This is a genomic window from Mesorhizobium kowhaii, assembly GCF_042431665.1.
Lineage (GTDB): Bacteria > Pseudomonadota > Alphaproteobacteria > Rhizobiales > Rhizobiaceae > Mesorhizobium > Mesorhizobium kowhaii.
The window spans coordinates 61,870-82,294 of record NZ_JBHLYT010000040.1 but is presented as its reverse complement, the minus strand read 5'-3'; the positions used below and the strand labels follow the sequence as shown (position 1 = coordinate 82,294).

At 62.2% G+C, this 20,425-nt stretch carries 22 protein-coding genes; 3 read left to right on the top strand and 19 right to left on the bottom strand.

Features of this window, described 5'->3' with window-relative positions; translation table 11 throughout:
- Positions 1-12: 12 nt before the first annotated feature.
- Both ACFFNA_RS23275 and ACFFNA_RS23270 read right to left on the bottom strand, forming a co-directional pair.
- Positions 13-525: a YHS domain-containing (seleno)protein gene (locus ACFFNA_RS23275; RefSeq protein WP_378921934.1), complete on the bottom strand. Its 513-nt coding sequence runs from the start codon at positions 523-525 to the stop codon at positions 13-15.
- A gap of 27 nt (positions 526-552) precedes the next feature.
- Complete coding sequence (locus ACFFNA_RS23270; RefSeq protein ID WP_352663153.1) at positions 553-1,089, bottom strand: ankyrin repeat domain-containing protein; 537 nt, start codon at positions 1,087-1,089, stop codon at positions 553-555.
- 396 nt (positions 1,090-1,485) lie between these two features.
- Between ACFFNA_RS23270 and ACFFNA_RS23265 the strand changes: the two genes are divergently transcribed.
- Positions 1,486-1,668 (top strand): ubiquitination-like system serine protease family protein, encoded by a 183-nt coding sequence (locus ACFFNA_RS23265; RefSeq protein WP_378921932.1) that lies wholly within the window; start codon positions 1,486-1,488, stop codon positions 1,666-1,668.
- Between the two features lie 317 nt (positions 1,669-1,985).
- On the opposite strand, the gene ACFFNA_RS23260 is transcribed toward ACFFNA_RS23265, so the two are convergent.
- The 9 genes from ACFFNA_RS23260 to dusB form a co-directional block, all read right to left on the bottom strand.
- Entirely contained in the window at positions 1,986-2,843 is an 858-nt protein-coding gene (locus ACFFNA_RS23260; RefSeq protein WP_378921930.1) for a hypothetical protein, read from the bottom strand.
- Positions 2,844-3,177: 334 nt separating this feature from the next.
- Positions 3,178-4,569 carry a GTPase HflX gene (gene hflX, locus ACFFNA_RS23255; protein WP_378921928.1) on the bottom strand — a complete coding sequence of 464 codons (1,392 nt, stop codon included), beginning with the start codon at positions 4,567-4,569 and terminating at the stop codon, positions 3,178-3,180.
- Entirely contained in the window at positions 4,570-4,815 is a 246-nt protein-coding gene (gene hfq / locus ACFFNA_RS23250; protein WP_006202172.1) for an RNA chaperone Hfq, read from the bottom strand. It abuts the gene before it with no gap.
- A gap of 145 nt (positions 4,816-4,960) precedes the next feature.
- The gene (locus ACFFNA_RS23245; protein ID WP_111549030.1) at positions 4,961-5,824 is read right to left on the bottom strand and encodes a D-amino-acid transaminase; all 864 of its coding nucleotides are present in this window, start codon (positions 5,822-5,824) and stop codon (positions 4,961-4,963) included.
- A 101-nt stretch (positions 5,825-5,925) separates the two neighbouring features.
- Positions 5,926-7,287, bottom strand: a complete 1,362-nt coding sequence (gene ntrX, locus ACFFNA_RS23240; protein WP_111549029.1) for a nitrogen assimilation response regulator NtrX — start codon at positions 7,285-7,287, stop codon at positions 5,926-5,928.
- On the bottom strand, positions 7,277-9,562 hold the full coding sequence (locus ACFFNA_RS23235) for a sensor histidine kinase NtrY-like (RefSeq protein ID WP_378921923.1): 2,286 nt from the start codon (positions 9,560-9,562) through the stop codon (positions 7,277-7,279). Before ACFFNA_RS23235 ends, ntrX begins: the two co-directional genes overlap by 11 nt.
- Positions 9,563-9,691: 129 nt before the next feature.
- Positions 9,692-11,152, bottom strand: coding sequence for a nitrogen regulation protein NR(I) (ntrC, locus tag ACFFNA_RS23230; protein ID WP_095091616.1), 1,461 nt, complete (start codon positions 11,150-11,152; stop codon positions 9,692-9,694).
- Positions 11,149-12,291: a two-component system sensor histidine kinase NtrB gene (locus ACFFNA_RS23225; RefSeq protein ID WP_111549027.1), complete on the bottom strand. Its 1,143-nt coding sequence runs from the start codon at positions 12,289-12,291 to the stop codon at positions 11,149-11,151. The genes ntrC and ACFFNA_RS23225 overlap by 4 nt, the downstream gene beginning before the upstream one ends.
- Positions 12,288-13,316, bottom strand: a complete 1,029-nt coding sequence (gene dusB, locus ACFFNA_RS23220; RefSeq protein WP_378921920.1) for a tRNA dihydrouridine synthase DusB — start codon at positions 13,314-13,316, stop codon at positions 12,288-12,290. Before dusB ends, ACFFNA_RS23225 begins: the two co-directional genes overlap by 4 nt.
- A gap of 243 nt (positions 13,317-13,559) precedes the next feature.
- Between dusB and ACFFNA_RS23215 the strand changes: the two genes are divergently transcribed.
- Both ACFFNA_RS23215 and ACFFNA_RS23210 read left to right on the top strand, forming a co-directional pair.
- Positions 13,560-14,789: a bifunctional 2-C-methyl-D-erythritol 4-phosphate cytidylyltransferase/2-C-methyl-D-erythritol 2,4-cyclodiphosphate synthase gene (locus tag ACFFNA_RS23215; RefSeq protein WP_111549025.1), complete on the top strand. Its 1,230-nt coding sequence runs from the start codon at positions 13,560-13,562 to the stop codon at positions 14,787-14,789.
- Complete coding sequence (locus tag ACFFNA_RS23210) at positions 14,786-15,295, top strand: CinA family protein (RefSeq protein WP_378921917.1); 510 nt, start codon at positions 14,786-14,788, stop codon at positions 15,293-15,295. Before ACFFNA_RS23215 ends, ACFFNA_RS23210 begins: the two co-directional genes overlap by 4 nt.
- Here the strand turns inward: ACFFNA_RS23210 and ACFFNA_RS23205 are convergent.
- The 8 genes from ACFFNA_RS23205 to ACFFNA_RS23170 all read right to left on the bottom strand — a co-directional run.
- On the bottom strand, positions 15,271-15,729 hold the full coding sequence (locus ACFFNA_RS23205) for a type II toxin-antitoxin system RatA family toxin (protein ID WP_378921915.1): 459 nt from the start codon (positions 15,727-15,729) through the stop codon (positions 15,271-15,273). The two genes, ACFFNA_RS23210 and ACFFNA_RS23205, sit on opposite strands and share 25 nt — an antisense overlap.
- Positions 15,730-15,843: 114 nt before the next feature.
- Positions 15,844-16,809 (bottom strand): lipoyl synthase, encoded by a 966-nt coding sequence (lipA, locus tag ACFFNA_RS23200; RefSeq protein WP_111549044.1) that lies wholly within the window; start codon positions 16,807-16,809, stop codon positions 15,844-15,846.
- A gap of 138 nt (positions 16,810-16,947) precedes the next feature.
- A complete protein-coding gene (locus ACFFNA_RS23195) occupies positions 16,948-17,205 on the bottom strand; it encodes a GlsB/YeaQ/YmgE family stress response membrane protein (protein ID WP_111549022.1) in 258 nt (85 codons plus the stop codon).
- A gap of 99 nt (positions 17,206-17,304) precedes the next feature.
- Positions 17,305-18,750, bottom strand: a complete 1,446-nt coding sequence (gene lpdA, locus ACFFNA_RS23190) for a dihydrolipoyl dehydrogenase (protein WP_378921913.1) — start codon at positions 18,748-18,750, stop codon at positions 17,305-17,307.
- 222 nt (positions 18,751-18,972) lie between these two features.
- Positions 18,973-19,611 carry an SGNH/GDSL hydrolase family protein gene (locus ACFFNA_RS23185; RefSeq protein WP_111549020.1) on the bottom strand — a complete coding sequence of 213 codons (639 nt, stop codon included), beginning with the start codon at positions 19,609-19,611 and terminating at the stop codon, positions 18,973-18,975.
- Positions 19,608-19,853, bottom strand: a complete 246-nt coding sequence (locus ACFFNA_RS23180) for a hypothetical protein (RefSeq protein ID WP_245446386.1) — start codon at positions 19,851-19,853, stop codon at positions 19,608-19,610. Before ACFFNA_RS23180 ends, ACFFNA_RS23185 begins: the two co-directional genes overlap by 4 nt.
- Positions 19,850-20,026 (bottom strand): hypothetical protein, encoded by a 177-nt coding sequence (locus tag ACFFNA_RS23175; RefSeq protein WP_245446385.1) that lies wholly within the window; start codon positions 20,024-20,026, stop codon positions 19,850-19,852. The genes ACFFNA_RS23180 and ACFFNA_RS23175 overlap by 4 nt, the downstream gene beginning before the upstream one ends.
- Before the next feature lie 14 nt (positions 20,027-20,040).
- Positions 20,041-20,425 (bottom strand): 2-oxo acid dehydrogenase subunit E2 (locus ACFFNA_RS23170; RefSeq protein ID WP_378921910.1); only part of this gene is annotated, 385 nt, incomplete at its 5' end.

The following is a 20,425-nucleotide window of genomic DNA, read 5'->3' as shown; positions in this document are numbered from 1 at the left end:
ATCGCGCCGGAGCTAGTTGGCGGCCGCTCTAGCCTCGAATTCCTTCGTCTCCACTGCGGGCCATTCGGCTTCCGCTTTCGCAATGACAGGCGCCGGGTTGGCATCGAAGTCTTCCTCCAGGCCTTCCTTTCCGGAGAACAGGAAGAGCTTGCCATCGACGATGCGGAAGGCTTCCGGGTCAAGGTTCGCGGATGCCTCCTTAACTGACATTCCCCCGGTGCAGAAGCCGCCGAACTGAGGGGCATAGCGCACCGGCTCGGAAACAAAGGCATCCCGGTGTTGGACGCTGGCGAAGTACCACGTCGCTCCGAGCCACTTCCTCGAGATCTTGGGCGAACCCATCGTCGCGCGACCGTCGGTGAAATATGCTACCGGATCATAACCCAGGATGGCGACATTGCCGAAGTATCCGGTGTTCACTCCGTCGCCGGCGTGGGATCCACCGGTGCCGAAGAGGAGGAGGGAGGCGGCGGCTACTCCCGCGCAAAGCAAACTGTCAAACGTTCTGGAACGGTTCTCTGTCATGTTCTCCTCCAGTAACCTTTCTCGATGTCAGTTGCCGAGGGCGATGCACACCTTGTACGACGACCCCATCGTTTCCTTGGGTTGGCATTTTGCGCCGTGCTTCTTGAGCAAAACCATCACGTCGGTGCTCTGATAGAATGTCGCACGGCTGAGAGGCGTGTACCCGTATTCCTGGATTGCCTCGACCTGTGCGCCGTGCGAGATCAACAGCTCCGCGATGGCCGTCTGGTTCTCTTCTGCTGCCACATGCAGCGGCGTGATCTTGTGCGTGCTCAACGCGTCGACCTCGGCCCCGTGGTCGAGCAGCAATTTTGCGATGTCCAGGCTTCCTGAGTAGGCTGCCGCATGTAGCGCGGTGAAGCCGCGATCGTTGCGGGCTTCGATGTCCGCCTTGGCCCCGATCAACGCAATGGCGACCTCGGTCTTGCCGGCAAGCGCCGCATCGATCAGCGGGGTCTGACGGCTCTCGTCGCGATCGTTCACATTGGCGCCTTGTGCCAGGAGTTCGGCAACCTTTCCGGCGTCGCCCTCCCGAGCAGCGTCGTTGAGCGGCCCGGCCGTCACCGCACCGACGGCAAACCAAGAAATGAAAGCAACGACCAGAGCCCGACTGACAAGCCGAAGCCAACCGGTTTCGAAAAGCCTGACCCGGATCGGGAAGGCCCTCGGCAGCAACAATCGCCTGTAGACCGTCATCGTCTAACCCTCCGGGCGCGCTCGCCCGCGGATGGACGTGTATGAGATCAGTCTAATACACTTGGCGCAGCGGAGCCATAGGGTGTCCGGGTTCAAGACATATGAGACGGGGGCGGGGCTCGGCTGCTGATGGTTGTCAGATACTCGCTTGGATGTCTGTCCGTCGAGAGCTTCGCGTGGTCTGTGATGATTGTATCGGTAGCCGGCAGTCGGTCTACCTTGGGTACTCGATAGCGAGTGGCGAAATCGTCGCCGAGGGACCTGATGCCGCCGGTTGATCGTCTTCAGCCCAGGTTCGTCGACTACATCCCCGACGATGTCGAGGCGGGCGTCCTGTACGTTTCGCGGCGCTTTTCGACGGCGACTCATCTCTGCTGCTGCGGTTGCGGTCGAGAGGTGGTGACGCCGCTGAATCCCGCCAAATGGAGCATAGTTGAACTAGTCTAGTGGTGAAAATCTAACGCTTGGTACCTGGTGGGGAAGACGTCTTCCGACCGAGCCTGTGTAAAAACACTGCGATACTTGGGGCCCGGAGAATTGAATTCCGAGTTAACGGCAATAATGAGAGATCCAATGCTGCGGTAAGGTCCACTGATGGAGTCGCTTAGAACGATGTTCTAAGCTCCAATTGCGGCGGCACGTTTTTACACAGCCTGGACCCGTTGCGGACCTTCCCGCACAGAGGCTGATTGAGAAGTCCTGACCCGAGACGGTCGTTTCGCCAGGTCAGCCAGGACGGCATGACCTGGGCATGAAGCAGACCGTCAGTGCGAAATCGGGGTGAGCGTCAGGACTTCGCTGTTGGTCTTGCAGGAGTTCGGTATCCCGGCGATGCAGCCCGTCGTGGTTTGCTGGATCGTCATGGTGAAGCTGTCGCCCGACGGACTGATAGTATAGGTGCCGCTGCCAGCGCCCGAAACACCGCTTCCGGCAAGCACATAGTCTACCGTCCCGCCCGCTCGCGACGTCGGCGAGTATACGAAATTCGCAGTGCCACCGGGAAACTTGCCAACCACCTCGAACGGCTCGTCCAGCTTCATCACGGTCCCGGTCACCACGATCCGCGCGCCGCCGCCGGTGACTGTCCAGGGACCAGGGCAAATCTTGTCCAGCACGTGTTCGGTAATGCGGACAGCCTCGTCCGCCACCGCATCGTCCTTGGCAAAGCCGGTGAAGCTGTCAACAAGCGCGCCGCCGGGGTTGGTTCTGATCTCAATGGTCCAGTCGGCTTTCCCGGCGCCGAACGTGATGCTGCCGCCAATCAGATAGTCTGCTGCGATAGTACCCAGTTTCTTGATCGCAGTGGCCTGGTCAACATATTCCGTCTGCTGAAACTTCTGCTCCTTGTTCACCTCGTCGATCCGTCGCCATTCAACGACCCGTCCAGCGCACCAGGCAAATTGCCCACCGTCATCCAGCATGTTGACGGCAGCGTGCAAAATCGCCTCGCCCAGACCATTGCCGGCAAACTCCTGGCCCGGATAGTTGTCGGTGGTGATGGTGCCGACAGCCAGCACCACATCGGTTTGTTGCGCTGTTGCGATCCCCGGTGAAAGCGAGGCAAGCAAAAGCACGCAAAGCACAGGTACAAAACGCGACGCTAACGACCGAACCAGCACCATGATGCCCCCACATGGATCATGCGCTCACACTCCTCGAGTCACTATTGTCTGTCCAATGAAATCTCAGGCGCGGGGTGGTGGAACGACTGTTCCGTTCAGGTTCGCCTCATCATCCAACCGATCAACGAAAGCTTCGGATCGTCAGCGTGAAACCCGGTGAATCTCCATCCTTGGCGCTCCCTGCTCGTTCCGTTCCGATCGGCGAGACGAACGGCTGCATTCGACCGACCCTGAACGGACTTACGCCTCTGGTACCAAGCGTTAGATTTTTACCACTAGGTTTGTCTATGCAAGTCGTTCTCCCAAAACCGGAGCCACTTTTGGGCGACATGCATTAGCCCTGATTTTTGCGACGCAATCTGCTTTCGATCTCTTCGCGGGCGCTTTGCGTCGCCTTGAGCGAGATGGTGGCGCTGCCGTTATCATTGTCGGTTCGCGAAACGACATCGCCATTGCGGTAAAGCCAGTCGACAAGACCGAACTGTGCCGGCTCGATTGTCACCGTCAGGTCTTCGAGCTCGCCCGCCATCCGCGTTTCGATGATCGCCTTCAGCGCATCGATGCCCTCGCCGGTCACCGCCGACACCGCAACCGGCGGCGCCTTGCTGGCGTCGGCGCCATCAGCAAGCAGCCGGTTCCTGTTGCCTTCGTCCAGCCGGTCGATCTTGTTCCACACTTCGATGACACGCTTGGCGTCGCCGGCGTCGACGCCGAGGTCGGCCAGGATGCGCTCGACATCCTCAGCCTGCGCGGCTGTGTCGGGATCGGAAATGTCGCGCAGGTGGATGACGAGGTCGGCCTCGACCACCTCTTCCAGGGTGGCGCGGAAAGCAGCGATCAGATGCGTCGGCAGGTCGGAGATGAAACCGACCGTGTCCGAAAGGATGATCGGCGTGCCATGCGGCAGGCGCACACGGCGCAGCGTTGGATCGAGCGTGGCGAACAGCATGTCCTGCGCCAGCACGCCGGCTCCGGTCAGCCTGTTGAACAAGGTCGACTTGCCGGCATTGGTGTAGCCGACGATCGCCACCACCGGAAACGGTACCTTCTTGCGCTTGGCGCGGTGCAGGTCGCGGGTGCGGCGCACGGTCTCCAGCTCATGCTTCAGCTTGATGATCTTGTCCTGAAGGACGCGCCGATCCGATTCGATCTGCGTTTCACCGGGACCGCCGAGGAAGCCGGCGCCGCCGCGCTGGCGCTCAAGGTGGGTCCAGCTGCGCACGAGACGGCCCTTCTGGTAGTTGAGATGGGCAAGCTCGACCTGCAGTGTGCCTTCCTTGGTGCGCGCGCGCTCGCCAAAGATCTCAAGGATCAGCCCGGTGCGGTCCAGCACCTTGGCGTTCAGTTCCTTTTCGAGATTGCGCTGCTGCACCGGTGTCAGCGGATGGTCGACGATGACCACTTCCGCATGGCCCTCTTTGACGATTTCGGCGAACTCGGCGACCTTACCGCTGCCGAGCAACGTCGCCGGCCGCGGATCGTTGACGGTCACCACCGCCGTGTGGATCAGATCAAGGTTGATGGCGCGGGCAAGGCCGACCGCTTCGTCATGACGAGCGTCAGCCGAACGCGTCAGCCGCGGACGGTTGGTATCGTCGTCGCCGCGCGGCTGGCGGGCAAGCACCGGCACGATGACAACGGCCCGGGTCGGGCCCTTGGCTTCCGTCCCGGGATGATGTGCTGGTTTTCCGCGAACTGGTGCGTCCGCGTCTTTCTCACGTGCCAATCAGGCGCCCTGGCTTTCCTCGCCATCGAACATCTGAACCGGCTGGCTCGGCATGATCGTGGAAATGGCGTGCTTGTAAACGAGCTGGGAATGACCGTCGCGGCGCAGCAGGACACAGAAATTGTCGAACGAAGTGACCACGCCGGTCAGCTTCACGCCGTTGATGAGGAAGATGGTGAGCGGGTTCTTGCTCTTGCGAACTGAATTCAGGAACAGGTCCTGAAGATTTTGCGATCGTTCCGCCATTGTTCTTGTCTTTCGCCGATCCCCTTCGGTTTGCAAGCCAATGCGCCAAATTAACCGGCACATGTCAAGCGCGCAAACACCGTCTTGTCGTCAGTAACGACAAGCAGAACGAGATATATTGATGTTCATTCCACCTGTGCGGTTATCAGGCTGGACTTTTTTCCGCAATGTCAAAAAAGGCCTGCCGCAACGAAAGTGTCACAGAGCCGGGGTGTCCATTGGCAACCGGATCGCCGTCGATGGCCACCACCGGCATGGCAATTGTCGTTGCGGAGCTGATGAACGCCTCACGCGCTGCCTTGGCCTCGGCGACGGAAAAGCGGCGCTCCTCGATCTTCAGGCCGAGGCTGGCCGCCACTTCAAACATGGTCGTGCGGGTGATGCCGCGCAGGATGCCATGCTCGGCCGGCCTGGTAACCAGAACGCCATCCCTGGTGACGATCCAGGCGTTCGACGAGCCGCCTTCCTTGACCATGCCGTCGCCGTCGACAAACCATGCCTCCTGCGCACCGGCTTCCTTGGCCTTCTGCTTGGCCAGCACGTTAGGCAGCAGTCCGACGCTCTTGATGTCGACCCGGTCCCAGCGATTCTCCGGCACGGTGATGACCGCAATGCCGGTTTCAGCCCGCTTTGCTCCGGCGACAGGATCGGCCTTCCTGGCGGTCACCACCAGGGACGGCTTGGTGTCCGCTGACGGGAAGACAAAATCGCGGCTGGCGACGCCGCGCGTCACCTGGACGTAGACCAGGCCGTTGGCGACATGATTGCGGTTGACCACTTCGCGCAGGATGAGCGGCAGCACACCGCGGGTGACCGGCCAGGCGATCGACAATTCGGTCAGCGAGCGGTTCAGCCGGGCAAGATGGCGCGGCATATCGACGATGAAGCCACGCGCCACCTCGCAGACCTCATAGACGCCATCGGCGAACTGATAGCCGCGATCCTCGATATGCACGGAAGCGTCCGCGTGAGCGACGTAGCGCCCGTTGACATAGGCAATGCGCGGCATTGGCGACCCCTGGATAATTCTCGGGCTTTCTTATGCGATTCCGCCGCTGCCGTAACCGGCAAATGCTTGGCCCACGCGCGGCTGAACGGACGTCGCGCCTGTCAGACGCCCAGCGACTTCAGCTTGCGGTGCAGAGCGGAGCGCTCCATGCCGATGAACTCGGCGGTTTTCGAGATGTTGCCGCCAAAGCGGTTGATCTGGGCGATCAGATAGTCCTTCTCGAACTGTTCGCGCGCCTCGCGCAACGGCAGCGCCATGATGTGCTGGTCGGATTGATTCGGCGTTCGCGGCATCACATCGCCGATCTCGGCCGGCAACAGATCCGCGGTGATCGGCGCATCGACATCGTCGCCGCGCGCCAGGATCATCAGGCGCTCGACATTGTTGCGCAGCTGGCGAACGTTGCCCGGCCAGTTGTGCGCCTGCAGCACGGCCAGCGCGTCATCGCCGATGCGGCGCGGCTTGATGCCGGCCTGGCGGGCGATCTGCTTCATGAAATTGTCGACGAGGTAGGGAATGTCCTCGCGCCGCTCGGCCAGTCCCGGCACCATGACCGGAACCACCGCCAGGCGATGATAAAGATCCTCGCGGAAACGCCCATCGGCAATCATCGCCTCCAGGTTCTGCGAGGTCGAGGAAATGATGCGGACGTCGACCTTGACCCGCTTGGTGCCGCCTACCCGCTCGAACTGCTGTTCGACCAGCACGCGCAGGATCTTGTTCTGCGTTTCGCGCGGCATGTCGGCCACTTCGTCGATGTAAAGGATGCCGCGATGGGCCTCCTCAAGCGCGCCGACCTTGCGCTCGACGCCGTTCGATTCAGTACCGAACAGCTCGATCTCCATGCGCTCGGGCGTGATGTTGGCGGCGCTCAGCGTGACGAACGGCGCGCTCTTGCGCGCCGACAGCGTGTGGATGGCGCGCGCTGCCAGTTCCTTGCCCGAGCCTGAGGGGCCGATGATCATGACGCGGCTGTTGGTCGGGGCGACGCGCTCGATGGTCTGACGCAGCTGGCTCATCGCCGACGACATGCCGATCAGATCGAAGGTTTCGCCGCTGCGCAGCTTGAGATCGGAAACCTCGCGCCGCAATTTCGAGGTCTCAAGCGCACGCTCGGCAATGAGGATCAGCCTGTCGGCCTTGAACGGTTTTTCGATAAAGTCATAGGCGCCGCGACGAATGGCGGAGACCGCGGTTTCGATGTTGCCGTGACCGGAGATCATCACCACCGGCAAGGTCGGGTGCATCGTCTTGATCTCATCGAGCAGCGCCAGCCCGTCCAGACGCGAGCCCTGCAGCCAGATGTCGAGGAAAATCAACCTTGGCGCCCGGTCGGCGATCGCCGCCAACGCGCTGTCGGCATCGAATGCCGTGCGGGTTTCGTGACCTTCGTCGCTCAGGATGCCTGCGACGAGTTCACGGATGTCTTCCTCGTCATCGACGATGAGAATATCAGACGCCATTACCGACCTTTTCAGTTTCTCGTTCGTTTTCCGTCCTGCTTTCGCCGCGCGGAGACGCGACCGCCACAGTTGGCAGGATGATGCTGATCATCGCGCCGCGCCCGTCGTGGAAATCCGCGGGCGCATCATGAAGTTCCAGCCTGCCACCATGGTCCTCCACGATCTTCTTGACGATAGCGAGACCGAGCCCGGTGCCCTTCTCGCGTGTGGTCATATAGGGCTCGAGCAGCCGTTGACGATTCTCGCGCGGCAGGCCTTTGCCATTGTCGATGACGTCGATGCGAATCGCGCCATTCTGGCGCCCGGCTTGAATCCGGATTATGCCGTGCGAACCATCCTTCTGTTCCAGCCCGTCGATCGCTTCGGCGGCGTTCTTGATCACATTGCCGAAAGCCTGCGCCATCAGCCGGCTGTCGAACGTGCCCTTGAGCGGTTCGCTGCCGAATATCCGCTCGAAAGTGATGTCGGCGCGGCTGACCTCGACCAGGAACGAGGCCTCACGCAGCGATTCGCGCAGGTCGATGGCCTTCATCTCGGGCTTCGGCATGCGAGCGAACGCCGAGAATTCGTCGACCATACGGCCGATATCCTCGACCTGCCGGATGATGGTGTCGGTGCACTGATCGAAAACCTCGCGGTCCTCGGTGATGACCTTGCCGTAGCGGCGCTTGATGCGCTCGGCCGACAGCTGGATCGGCGTCAGCGGGTTCTTGATCTCATGCGCGATGCGCCGCGCCACATCGGCCCAGGCCGACGAGCGCTGCGCTTGAACCAGATCGGTGATGTCGTCGACCGTCACGACGTAGGATTTTTCCTCCGAGCCGTCGTCGCCGGCCTCGATGGTGATCTGCACGTTGAAGGTCCGCTCGGCACCGGCGCGATAGAAAGTCACCTGCTCGCGATAGACCGGTTTGCCGGACTTGCGGCCAATCTCGAAGACGCGGCCGACATGCGGCAGCACGGCGGAGAGGTTCTGTCCAAGTGCCGCGTTGGCGGATATGGCCAGCATCGCCTCGGCCGAGCGGTTGACGATGGTGACGATGCCGTAGGGATCGACGCCGATGACGCCAGCGGTGACGCCGGCAAGCACCGCTTCGGAGAAGCGACGCCGTTCGTCGATCAGGTCCTTGGCGGACAGGATCTCGTTGCGCTGTGATTTCAGTTCGAGAAGCATCTTGTTGAACGTGTCGCCGAGCGAGGCGACATCGCCGTCCGATGGCCTGACGGGAACCGCGACGTCGAGATTGCCGGTCGCCACCTCGTCGGCGGCACCGATGAGCTGGCGAATCGGCCGAACCAGGCGGTCGGCGACGGCGATGCCGGTCCATATCGCGGACAGGATGATGATCAGCGTCAGCGACAGATAAGGCAGCGCGAAGGCCACCTGCGAGGTGCGCCTGTTATCTTCCAGCCCGCGATATTCGTCGGTGTTGGATCTGACGATCTGCCGCGCCTTGATCACTTCGGGATCGACGAGGCGAATGGTGTAGAGATAGAGGCCTTCGATCTCGCGCAGCTTGACGATGGCGCCCATGATGTTGCGCGTTTTCGGCTCGATCAGCACCGGCTTGCCGTCGGAGGCGCTGGCCACGGCGCCTTCCGGCGGCTCGGGCATGGCGAAATCGGTGTCGGTCTTGGCGCTCATGACGAACGAGCCGTCGGGCTTGATCAGCGACGCATGGGCCAGCGACCGGCCCACGGCTTCCTTGTTCATCAGGTCGAGAAAGCCAGTCCGATCAAGGCCATAGAGCGTTCTTGACGCGTCGAGATCATAGGCCATCGACAGCGTCGTGCCCTGGAGGTTGCGGGCGTTTTCCTGGACATAGGCATCGGCGATGGACAGCGACGAATTGACGATCGTCTTGGTGCGGATCTCGAACCAGCGGTCGAGGCCGATGTCGAGCGTGATCGAGGCGATGATCGCGACCATGATGGCGGGAATTGCCGCAACCAGGGCAAACATGGCGACGATGCGCACATGCAGCCGCGAGGCCGCCTTGCCGTGCCGGCGCGCCATCAGGATGCGGTGCACTTCGCGTCCGACCAGCGCCATGAGGAACAGGACGAACAAGGCATTGAGGGCAATCAATGCCAGCGTCGTCGACTCGTTGGGCGTGATCGGCGTGGCACCGACAAGGATGGTGAACGAGATCGCCGCTGTCACCAGCGCGCCGACGACCGCCACCACGCCGGGCAGCGCAAGCAGCCGGCGCCCGTCGCGTGCGCCGGGTTCGCTGAAAAGCGGTTGGTTGAGTGTCGGTGCCTGCGGAGCCATGTCGCCGTCTAGAGCCATGATTGCGTCGGATGTATGCAACGCATTGTGGCGATTATGCAACAAGTGTGACCGAGACGGAAATCTTTCGCGAGATGGTCCCCTGAAAAGAGCCTGGACTCGGATCAGGGCTCAGGGCTGTCGCGATGATTTGTAGACGTTGACGCCGAGGTCGCGAATCTTCTTGCGCAGCGTGTTGCGGTTCAAGCCCAGCAGTTCGGCGGCCTTGATCTGGTTGCCGCGGGTTGCCGTCATCGAGGCCAGGACCAGCGGATATTCGACCTCGGACAGAATGCGCTGATAGAGCCCCGCCGGCGGCAAATCGCCGGCAAACGAGGCGAAATAGCGCTGCAGGAAGTGCTCGACCGCCTGGCCGATGGACAGGTCGTCGGGAATGAGATTGCCGCCGCCCGGCACCACTGGGCGCTCGCCGGTCTTGAGTTCCGCCTCAATGATCTCGGCCGAAATCTCGTCCTGCGAATAGAGCGCGGCAAGCCTGCGAACGAGGTTTTCCAATTCACGCACATTGCCCGGCCACGGGTAGCGCTTCATCAGTTCGATGCCGCCCGACGAGATGCGCTTGGTCTGCAGACCTTCCATCTCGCCGAGCTTGAAGAAATGCCGGACGAGGTCGGGCACGTCCTCGGAGCGCTCGCGCAGCGCCGGCAGCCTGAGCGGCACGACGTTGAGGCGATAGAAAAGATCCTCGCGGAAAAGCCCCTGGTTGATCAGCGTGCGCAGATCCTTGTTGGTGGCGGCGACGATGCGCACATCGGTCTTGATCGGCGTGCGCCCGCCGACGGTCGTGTACTCGCCCTGCTGCAGGACGCGCAGCAGGCGCGTCTGCGCCTCCATCGGCATGTCGCCTATCTCGTCGAGGAACAGCGTGCCGCCCTCGGCCTGCTCGAAGCGACCGGTGGAGCGGTTCTGCGCGCCGGTGAAGGCGCCCTTCTCGTGGCCGAACAGTTCCGATTCGATCAGGTCGCGCGGGATCGCCGCCATGTTGATGGCAACGAACGGGCCGCCACGGCGGCGGCCATACTCATGCAGCGCGCGCGCTACCAGTTCCTTGCCGGTGCCGGATTCGCCTGAGATCATCACCGTCAGGTCGGTCTGCATCATGCGCGCCAGCATGCGGTAGATGTCCTGCATGGCCGCCGAGCGGCCGACCAGCGGCATCGCGTCGGGCTGTTCTTCCGGCCGCGCATCGATCTTCGGCCGCCGCGGCTCGGAAAGTGCCCGGTTGACGATGTTGAGCAGTTCGGTCAGGTCGAATGGCTTTGGCAGATATTCATAGGCGCCGGTTTCGGATGCACGGATCGCCGTCATGAAGGTGTTCTGGGCGCTCATGACGATGACGGGCAGCTCCGGCCGCGCCTTCTTGATGCGTGGCAGCATGTCGAAGGCGTTCTCGTCCGGCATCACCACATCGGTGATGACCAGATCGCCCTCGCCCGCCGCTACCCAGCGCCACAATGTCGAAGCGTTGGAGGTGACGCGCACCTCGTGACCGACGCGCGAAAGCGCCTGGTTGAGGACGGTGCGGATCGCCGCATCATCGTCGGCGACGAGAATATTGCCGCGAACGGTCATTTGCGGTCTCCTTCACCGTCTTCATCGGCGCCGTATGGCGCTTCTTTCCAGGCCGGCATCAGGATGCGGAATGTGGTCCCGCGCGGCGTCGATTCGCATTCGATGATGCCGCCGTGCTCGCCGACGATCTTAGCGACCAGCGCCAGCCCCAGCCCCGAGCCGTTCGGCTTGGTGGTGATGAAGGGATCGAACAGGATCGGCAGGATGTCTTCCGAGACGCCGGAGCCATTGTCGCGCACGCAGAACTCCAGCGGCAGCGATACGCGATCCTGCGTGCCCGGAACGGAAACGCGGATGCCCGGCCGGAAGGCCGTCGACAGCACGATCTCGCCTTGGGGGTCGCTGCCGATCGCCTCGGCGGCATTCTTGACCAGGTTGAGGAACACCTGGATGAGCTGGTCACGGTTGGCGAACACCGGAGGCAATGAAGGATCATAATCCTCCATTATCTTGATTCTTTTGGCAAAACCGTTCTTGGCAATTGCCTTCACATGGTCGAGAACGACATGGATGTTGACGGGGTAGCGATCGATCGGCCGCTCGTCGGAAAACACCTCCATGCGGTCGACCAGCGACACGATGCGGTCGGTCTCGTCGGTAATCAGCCGCGTCAGCGCGCGGTCCTCGTCGGATGCCGACAGTTCGAGCAGTTGGGCAGCACCCCGGATGCCGGAGAGCGGGTTCTTGATCTCATGGGCAAGCATCGCCGCCAGACCGGTCACCGAGCGCGCGGCGCCGCGGTGCGTCATCTGCCGGTCGATCTTGTCGGCCATCGACCGCTCCTGGAACATCACCACGACAGAGCCCGGAAATTCCGACACCGGCGCGACATAGAGATCGACGACCTTCTCGATGCCGAGGCGCGGCGACGACACGTCGACCCGATACTCGTTGACCGGAGCGCGGCGCTCGCGCACCTGATCGACCAGCGTCAGCAAAGGACTGCCGAAAGGAATGAGTTTTGACAGCGTGTTTCGCGCCAGCATTGTCGCACTCGAGCGAAAGAAATCCTCGGCATCGGCGTTGGCGAAGGTGATGAACCCTTGCTCGCTGATCATGATCACCGGGCGGCGGATGGTGTTGAGCACGATCTGGGCGGCATCCGCCATTTCAACAGCCTGGCCAGCGGCGGCGTTCATGCGGCGCTCCGCAGGTTCAATGGTTGCGGATCGCGCGAAAACACATCGCGCAGCAAGGCGATGACGCGCGCGGGCTCGAATGCAGTCAGTATGGCCTTTCGGCTGTCGTCAGCGACACCGCCGACATGGCGATCGAGATACCAGCCAAGATGCTTGCGCGCCTGACGCAGGCCGCTTTCGACGCCATAGAGCGCCAGCATGTCGTCATAGTGGGCCACGACATAGTCGGCCAGCGCCGTCGGGTCCTGCGGGATGTTGGGCGCCGCCTCGCCTGTCGCAGCCGCCGCGATGCCGCCGGCGATCCAGGGCGCGCCATAGTGGGCGCGGCCGATCATCACGGCATCGGCGCCGGACTGGTCGAGAATATCGGCCGCTTCCGCTGGCGAAGAAACATCGCCATTGGCGACGACCGGGATGGACACGGCGTCCTTGACGCGGGCGATGGCACGCCAGTCGGCCTTGCCCTGATAGAACTGACAGCGCGTGCGGCCGTGCACGGTCACCATCCTGACGCCGGCCTGTTCGGCACGGCCCGCCAGCATCGGGGCGTTGAGCGCGGCTTCGTCCCAACCGAGCCGCATCTTGACCGTTACCGGCACCTCGACCGCGCCGACCACGGCATCGATCAGCGACAGCGCATGGTCGAGATCCAGCATCAGCGCCGAGCCGGCATAGCCACCGGTGACCTTCTTGGCCGGGCAGCCCATGTTGATGTCGATGATGTCAGCGCCCTCGCCGGCGGCGATTCGCGCGCCCTCCGCCATGTGCGCCGCCTCGCGGCCGGCAAGCTGCACCATGTGGACGGGCAGGCCGGAATGACGAATGCGCAGGTCGCAACCGGCTCGGCCCTTGGCAAGCTCGCCGCTGGCCACCATTTCGGACACGACAAGGCCTGCGCCATGCGCGTGGGCGCGCTGCCGGAACGGCTCATCGGTGATGCCCGACATCGGCGCCAGGAACACCCGATTGCGGATTTGCACGCCGCCGACGTCGAGCGGCGCGGCCAATTTGGTCAAATCAGGCATGCACAAAAACCAAGCATGTTTATTCGCTGCACATTCTCTAGCCAGAACCGGCGCAATGTGCAACGCGGAATGACGCCACATTAAGGCGCAATTGGGAAAATGCCGGCCTTCGGCTTTGGCCGCGACCAAAGCGCCGCGCGTCCCTCAGGACGCGCAAAGGACGCTTAGGAACTTCATATTTGGCGAACGATCTTTTCCGAAAACCGATTACACTTTTCGGGATCGTGCGCTAAGCCAATCAGCATGGCTGACGCAAGTGAAAATCACGTTTCGAGTGAGGATGGCAAGGTCGCGGTGGTGATCGTCGCCGCCGGCCGCGGCGCTCGTGCCGGGCAGGCCAACGGGCCCAAGCAGTATCAAAGCATTGGCGGCCATGCTGTCATCGCCCACACGCTGGAGATTTTTCTGGCCCACCCGCGGACCAGCGAAGTTGTTGTCGCCATTCATGCCGACGACCACGAACTGTTCCGGCAGGCGGCAGGCGCCAACGCCGAACGGGTCATCACCATCATGGGCGGGGCGACCAGGCAGGCTTCGGTGCGGCTCGGACTGCTTGCACTGAGAGGCCACGCGCCGAGCCGGGTTCTGATCCACGACGCCGTCCGCCCGTTCGTCGATGCGGATTTGATTGACCGCACGATCGCCGCCATCGGCGAGCGCGAGGGCGCGCTGCCCGCCCTGCCCGTCGCCGACACGCTGAAGCGCGAGTCGGCCTCTGGCGTGGTCGGAGAAACCGTTTCCCGGAACGGACTTCACGCCGCCCAGACGCCACAAGGCTTTCCGTTCTGGCCCATCCTTGCCGCCCACGAGAAAGCCCATCACCTGGGAAAAATGGACTTCACCGACGACGCCGCGATCGCCGAATGGGCGCATATTCCGGTAAAAATAGTTCCGGGTTCACCGGACAATGTCAAACTCACCTGGGCACGGGATATTGCGATGGCGGACCAGCGGCTTTCCGGCGAACGTACACGCTTTCCCGACATAAGAACCGGCAACGGCTACGACGTGCACGCCTTCGAACCCGGCGACCACGTCACCCTGTGCGGCGTCGCCATTCCGCACGAGAAGAAACTATCCGGCCACTCCGACGCCGATGTCGGCCTGCATGCCTTGACCGATGCGCTGCTGGCGACCTGCGGTGCCGGTGACATCGGCACGCATTTCCCGCCGTCCGACCCGCAATGGAAAGGCGCAGCCTCGCGTATCTTCGTCGAACACGCGGCAAGGCTGGTGCGCGAGCGCGGCGGCCGCATCGCTAATGCCGACATCACGCTGATCTGCGAGGCGCCGCGCGTCGGCCCGCACCGCGAGGCGATGACGGCGGCCCTGTCACAGATGTTGGCAATTTCCCCGGACCGCATCTCGATCAAGGCGACAACCAACGAAAAGCTCGGCTTTGTCGGCCGCGAGGAAGGCATCGCGGCGATCGCCACCGCCAGCGTGGTGTTTCCCGGCGAGGTGCCGGAATGACCAACAACGATCCGGCAAACGCGCTGCTTCAGGCCTGCCAGCGGCGCGGCATCATGCTGGCAACGGCCGAAAGCTGCACCGGCGGCATGATCATCGCCGCGCTCACCGACATTGCCGGCTCCTCCGCCGTGGTCGATCGCGGCTTCATCACCTATTCGAACGACGCCAAGATGGACATGCTCGGTGTTTCCGCCGCCACGCTTGAGGAGCATGGCGCGGTTTCCCGCGAGACGGCGATCGAGATGGCAAAGGGGGCGCTCGCGCGTTCGCGCGCCAGACTGACGCTCGCGGTCACCGGCATCGCCGGACCCGGCGGCGGCTCAGTGGAAAAGCCTGTCGGCCTAGTCTGGTTCGGCGTCGGCCTGGACGGCCAAACCGTGACCGCCGAGCGCCGGCTGTTTGCCGACAAGGGTCGCGATTTCATCCGCCGTGAAACAGTCAGGCATGCGCTGGAACTGGGACTGCGTGCACTCGCCCAGCGTCAGGCCGACGGTACTGCGCCGTAGATGACATCGGCGCGTTTCTCGAAAGCCTCGGCGAACATGCGGAAGGCGCGATCGAACATGGTGCCCATCACCGCGCCCAGAATGCGGCTCTTGAACTCATAGTCGATGAAGAAGCGGACGGCACAGCCGCCGCCGTCGGGTTCGAAACGCCAGACATTGCTCAGATATTTGAACGGGCCGTCGATGTACTTCACGTCGATGGTGTTCTCGTCGGGTTTCAGCAACACCTGCGTGGTGAAGGTTTCGCGGATCGCCTTGTAGCCGATGCTCATGTCGGCGAGGAGAACAGTGCGTCCGTCACGCTCCTTGCGCGAGCGAATCGTCAGCGCTTCGCAAAGCGGCAGGAATTGCGGATAGGCCTCGATATCGGCAACCAGCGCGAACATCTGATGCGGCGTGTGGGCAACGCGGCGGGTGGCTTCGAATTTCGGCATGAAACCGGCTCTAAAGCGCGTCGCGTCGAAACGGATTCATGCGACGCGCCTTAGATTCTTTGTTTTTATGCATGTCGCTCTCCCAAAACCGAGGCCACTTTTGGGCGACATGCATCAGAGCGATTTCTTGAGAAGCGCTTCCCGCGCCGCGCGCAGCCGGGCGAAATCGTCGCCGGCGTGATGCGACGAGCGCGTCAGCGGGCTCGACGCCACCAGCAGAAACCCCTTGGTCCGGCCGATCGTCTCGAAGGACTTGAACTCCTCCGGCGTGACGAAGCGGATCACCGGATGGTGCTTCTTCGACGGCTGCAGATACTGCCCGATGGTCATGAAGTCGACATTGGCCGAGCGCAGGTCGTCCATCAATTGCAGGATTTCGTTCCGCTCTTCGCCGAGACCCACCATGATGCCGGACTTGGTGAAGATCGACGGGTCGAGTTCCTTGACCCGCTGCAACAGCCGGATCGAATGGAAATAGCGAGCGCCCGGACGAACCGTCAGATAGTTCGACGGTACGGTCTCGAGATTGTGGTTGAAGACGTCGGGCTTGGCCGCCACGACGATCTCCAGCGCGCCTTCCTTGCGCAGGAAATCCGGCGTCAGGATTTCGATCGTCGTCAACGGCGTCGCCGCCCTGATGGCGCGGATGACCTCGGCAAAATGCTGCGCGCCGCCATCGGCGAGATCGTCGCGGTCGACCGAGGTGATGACGACATGGGTCAGGCCCATCTGCTTGACGGCGTGCGCGACGCGGGCCGGTTCATCGGCATCGAGTGCGGTTGGGATGCCAGTGGCGACGTTGCAGAAGGCGCAGGCGCGCGTGCAGATCTCGCCCATGATCATGAAGGTGGCGTGCTTCTTCTCCCAGCACTCGCCGATGTTGGGGCAACCCGCCTCTTCGCAGACCGTCACCAGCTTGTGCGATTTCACGATCTCGCGGGTCTCGGCATAGCCTTTCGAGACCGGCGCCTTGACGCGGATCCAGTCGGGCTTGCGCAGCACATCCTGGTCGGGCTTGTGCGCCTTTTCAGGGTGCCGCAAGCGCGGTGCGTTGGCGATCGTATCGAGGACAGTGACCATCTGGAGACCTGGTTCATTGGCGACCGCCGGTCCGGCGTTCGCTGTCATATCGTCATCTAAGGCTTTTCAGCGGAAAGAAAAAGGCCGCCGCAGTGCATGCCGCGGCAGCCTTTTTCGCATAGCAGCTCTTCAGCGATGTTAACGGCGCACCAGGCGTCCTGCCCAGATCAGCAGGCAGGCGCCGATAAAGCCGGTGATCAGGTAGGCGGTCCAGCCGATGCCGAAGACACCGACGTTGAGCGCCTGCAGGATGGCGTTCAGCACGATCGCGCCGACGATGCCCAGAACAATGTTCATGAAGATACCGGTGTTGCTCTTCATGACCATTTCGGCGAGCCAGCCTGCCAGGCCGCCGATAATGATTGCTGCTATCCAGCCGACGCCATTCAAGTGCATATGCCCTCTCCTTGCACGCGCGAAAATGCATCCGGAAACGAACACCCTTGCCGCCGAGTTCCCGCAGCTTGCGCGTTTGAGTCTCGTGCGGCCAATCTATCATGCGTTCAGCGCGCGGCCATAGGCGTCGAGCACGCTTTCCTTCATCATCTCCGACAGCGTCGGATGCGGGAAGATTGTGTGCATCAGTTCTTCCTCGGTCGTCTCTAGGTTCATCGCCACGACAAACCCCTGGATCAACTCGGTCACTTCGGCGCCGACCATATGCGCGCCGAGCAGCTGACCTGTCTTCTTGTCGAAGATGGTCTTGATGAAGCCCTGATCCTCGCCAAGTGCAATCGCCTTGCCATTGGCAGCGAACTGGAAGCGCCCCACCCGGATATCCTTGCCTTCAGCCTTGGCCTTGGCTTCCGTCAGGCCGACAGAGGCGACCTGCGGATTGCAGTAGGTGCAGCCAGGAATCTTGAGCGTGTCGGTGGCATGTACGCCAGGGAAATTGGCAATCTTTTCGACGCACACAACGCCCTCATGCTCGGCCTTGTGGGCAAGCATCGGCGGGCCGGCGACATCGCCGATGGCATAGATGCCCGGCACATTGGTCTTGCCGTAACCGTCGACAACGATGCAGCCGCGTTCGGTCTTCACGCCGAGCGCCTCAAGCCCGAGGCCCTCGATGTTGCCTTGCACGCCAACGGCCGAGATCATGCGGTCGGCGGTGATCTTCTCGACCTTACCGTCCTTCATCTCGACATGCGCGGTGACCGAGTTGGCGCCCTTCTCGACCTTGGTCACCTTGGCCTCGAGGATGATCTTCATGCCTTGCTTCTCGAATTGTTTTTGCGCGAATTTCGAGACTTCGGCGTCCTCGACCGGCATCACCGCCGGCAGCAGTTCGACAACCGTGACTTCGGCGCCCATGGTGCGGTAGAAGGAGGCGAATTCGATGCCGATGGCGCCTGAACCCATGACCAGCAGCGATTTCGGCATCTCCTTCGGCACCATCGCCTCGAAATAGGTCCAGATCAGCTTGCCGTCCGGCTCGATGCCGGGCAGCGCGCGCGGCCGGGCGCCAGTCGCCAGGATGATGTGCTTGGCGGTGTAGGTGCCCTCGCCCTTGACGCCTTTCGGCACCGGCGGCTGCGGCTCCATCGGCTTCTTGGCCGTCTTGGACACGACAATCTCACCAGGCTTGGAGAGTTTGGCCTCGCCCCAGATCACATCGACCTTGTTCTTCTTCATCAGGAAGGCAACGCCGCCATTGAGCCGCAGCGAGACTTTTCGCGAACGGTCGACCACGGCTGACGTGTCGACGCTGACCTTGCCGTCGAGCGTCAGCCCGTAATCCTTCAGGTGATCCGAATAATGCATGATCTCGGCCGAGCGCAGCAGCGCCTTGGTCGGGATGCAGCCCCAGTTGAGGCAGATGCCGCCGAGATGCTCGCGCTCGACGATCGCCGTCTTGAAGCCAAGCTGGGCGGAACGCACCGCCGTGACATAGCCGCCCGGGCCGGAGCCGATGATGATGACGTCGTAGGATTCAGCCATTTTGTGGTCCTTATTGAAGCGAGGCTTCACCGAAAGAAGGCTTCGGTATCGAAATTGGCTCGTACCTCAGTGTTGGAGGCGCGAAAGCTGGCTCATGCATCAGTATCGAAAGGGCGTCGAAAACCCAGAGCCCAAGAAGTGCGTAGCCTGCAAGAAGCCGACTTCGACGGCCTTGCCAATGCACAGCCAACCAAAGGCCAATGATCAGACTTGCATCGAATATCATGTGGCTAACATCACGCGCACCAGCGGCGCCAGCGCCTTGCCGATGTTTCGCGTGTTTTCGGCATCGAGGTGGACGCCATCGAGCGGTGTACATCTAGCGACGCTCGCTGCATCAAAAAAGCCGCAGCCCATCTCGTTGGCGGCGGTTTGATAAAAGCCTGCGAGCTTGGGCGACTCGATCGCGCCGGTTCCCAACATTTCGGCGTAGTCCGCCTTGCCGGTTTCCACGATATGCGGCGGCGCTACCAGAATAATCCTGGGGGCGGCACCGCCGAACGGATAGGCGTGCCCCCGCACGATTTCGATGAGGCGTCGCATGCCATAGGAAGCTATGACTGCGCTGCCATGAATCGACGGCTTCATGTCGTTGGAGCCAAGCATGATGACGATCAGATCGATCGGCGAATGCGTGCTCAGGATCGTCGGCAATATCCGCGCGCCGTTTCGGTCGGCGCCCGACAAGAAGTCGTCATAGGCCGTGGTGCGGCCGCCCAGTCCCTCGGCAATGACATGGAAGCTCGGTCCGAGTGCTCTCGCCAGTGTGGTTGGCCACTGGTCTTCATATTCATGTCGACCCAAAGTCTCCGGGTTGTGTCCCCAGGTCAGCGAGTCACCGTAGCAAAGAACCGTCTTCATGCACCCACACCCACTTGTTCCCTGTTCAAACCGCGTCTCACCCGCCAGCTCACGAACAGCCAGTGAAGAATGATCGTCACCAGCCCCGGCAGGCCAAAGCCGACCACCATGGGAATGTCCTTCACCACCGCGGCACCGCTGTCGGCGTAGAGGATCAGCGCGACCAGCAGGGCAAGCAACACCGCAAACACGATCAGCAGCCACTTACCCGTCCTGGCCACCGCCGCGACCGGATCCGTCATGAACTGCGCCACGAAGAAGACGAAGTAACCATGAAGGTCACCAGCACCGAGAACATGAAAACGAGGATGTATTCTTCCTCTGCACCAGTGGCGATGGCCAACCACTGCGCGACCAGCCCGCCGGCCAAACCGGAAAGAATGAAAGCGAAAAGGCTGGTGAAGAATGTCCGCACCGCCCTCTCCCTTCCTAGACCAGCATGCTCATCGGGTTCTCGATCAGGCGTTTGAAGGCGACCAGCAATTCGGCACCCAGCGCTCCGTCGACGGCGCGATGGTCGGTCGACAGCGTCACCGACATCACGGTGGCGATTTTGATCTCGCCGTTCTTGACCACCGCCCGCTCCTCGCCGGCGCCGACCGCCAGGATCGTCGCATGCGGCGGGTTGATGACGGCGGCAAAGTCCTTGATGCCGAACATGCCGAGGTTGGACACCGCCGTGGTGCCGCCCTGATACTCTTCCGGCTTCAGCTTGCGGCTGCGCGCGCGGCTGGCCAGGTCCTTCATCTCGTTGGAGATGGTGGACAGCGTCTTTTCGTCCGCCTTGCGGATGATCGGCGTGATCAGGCCGCCC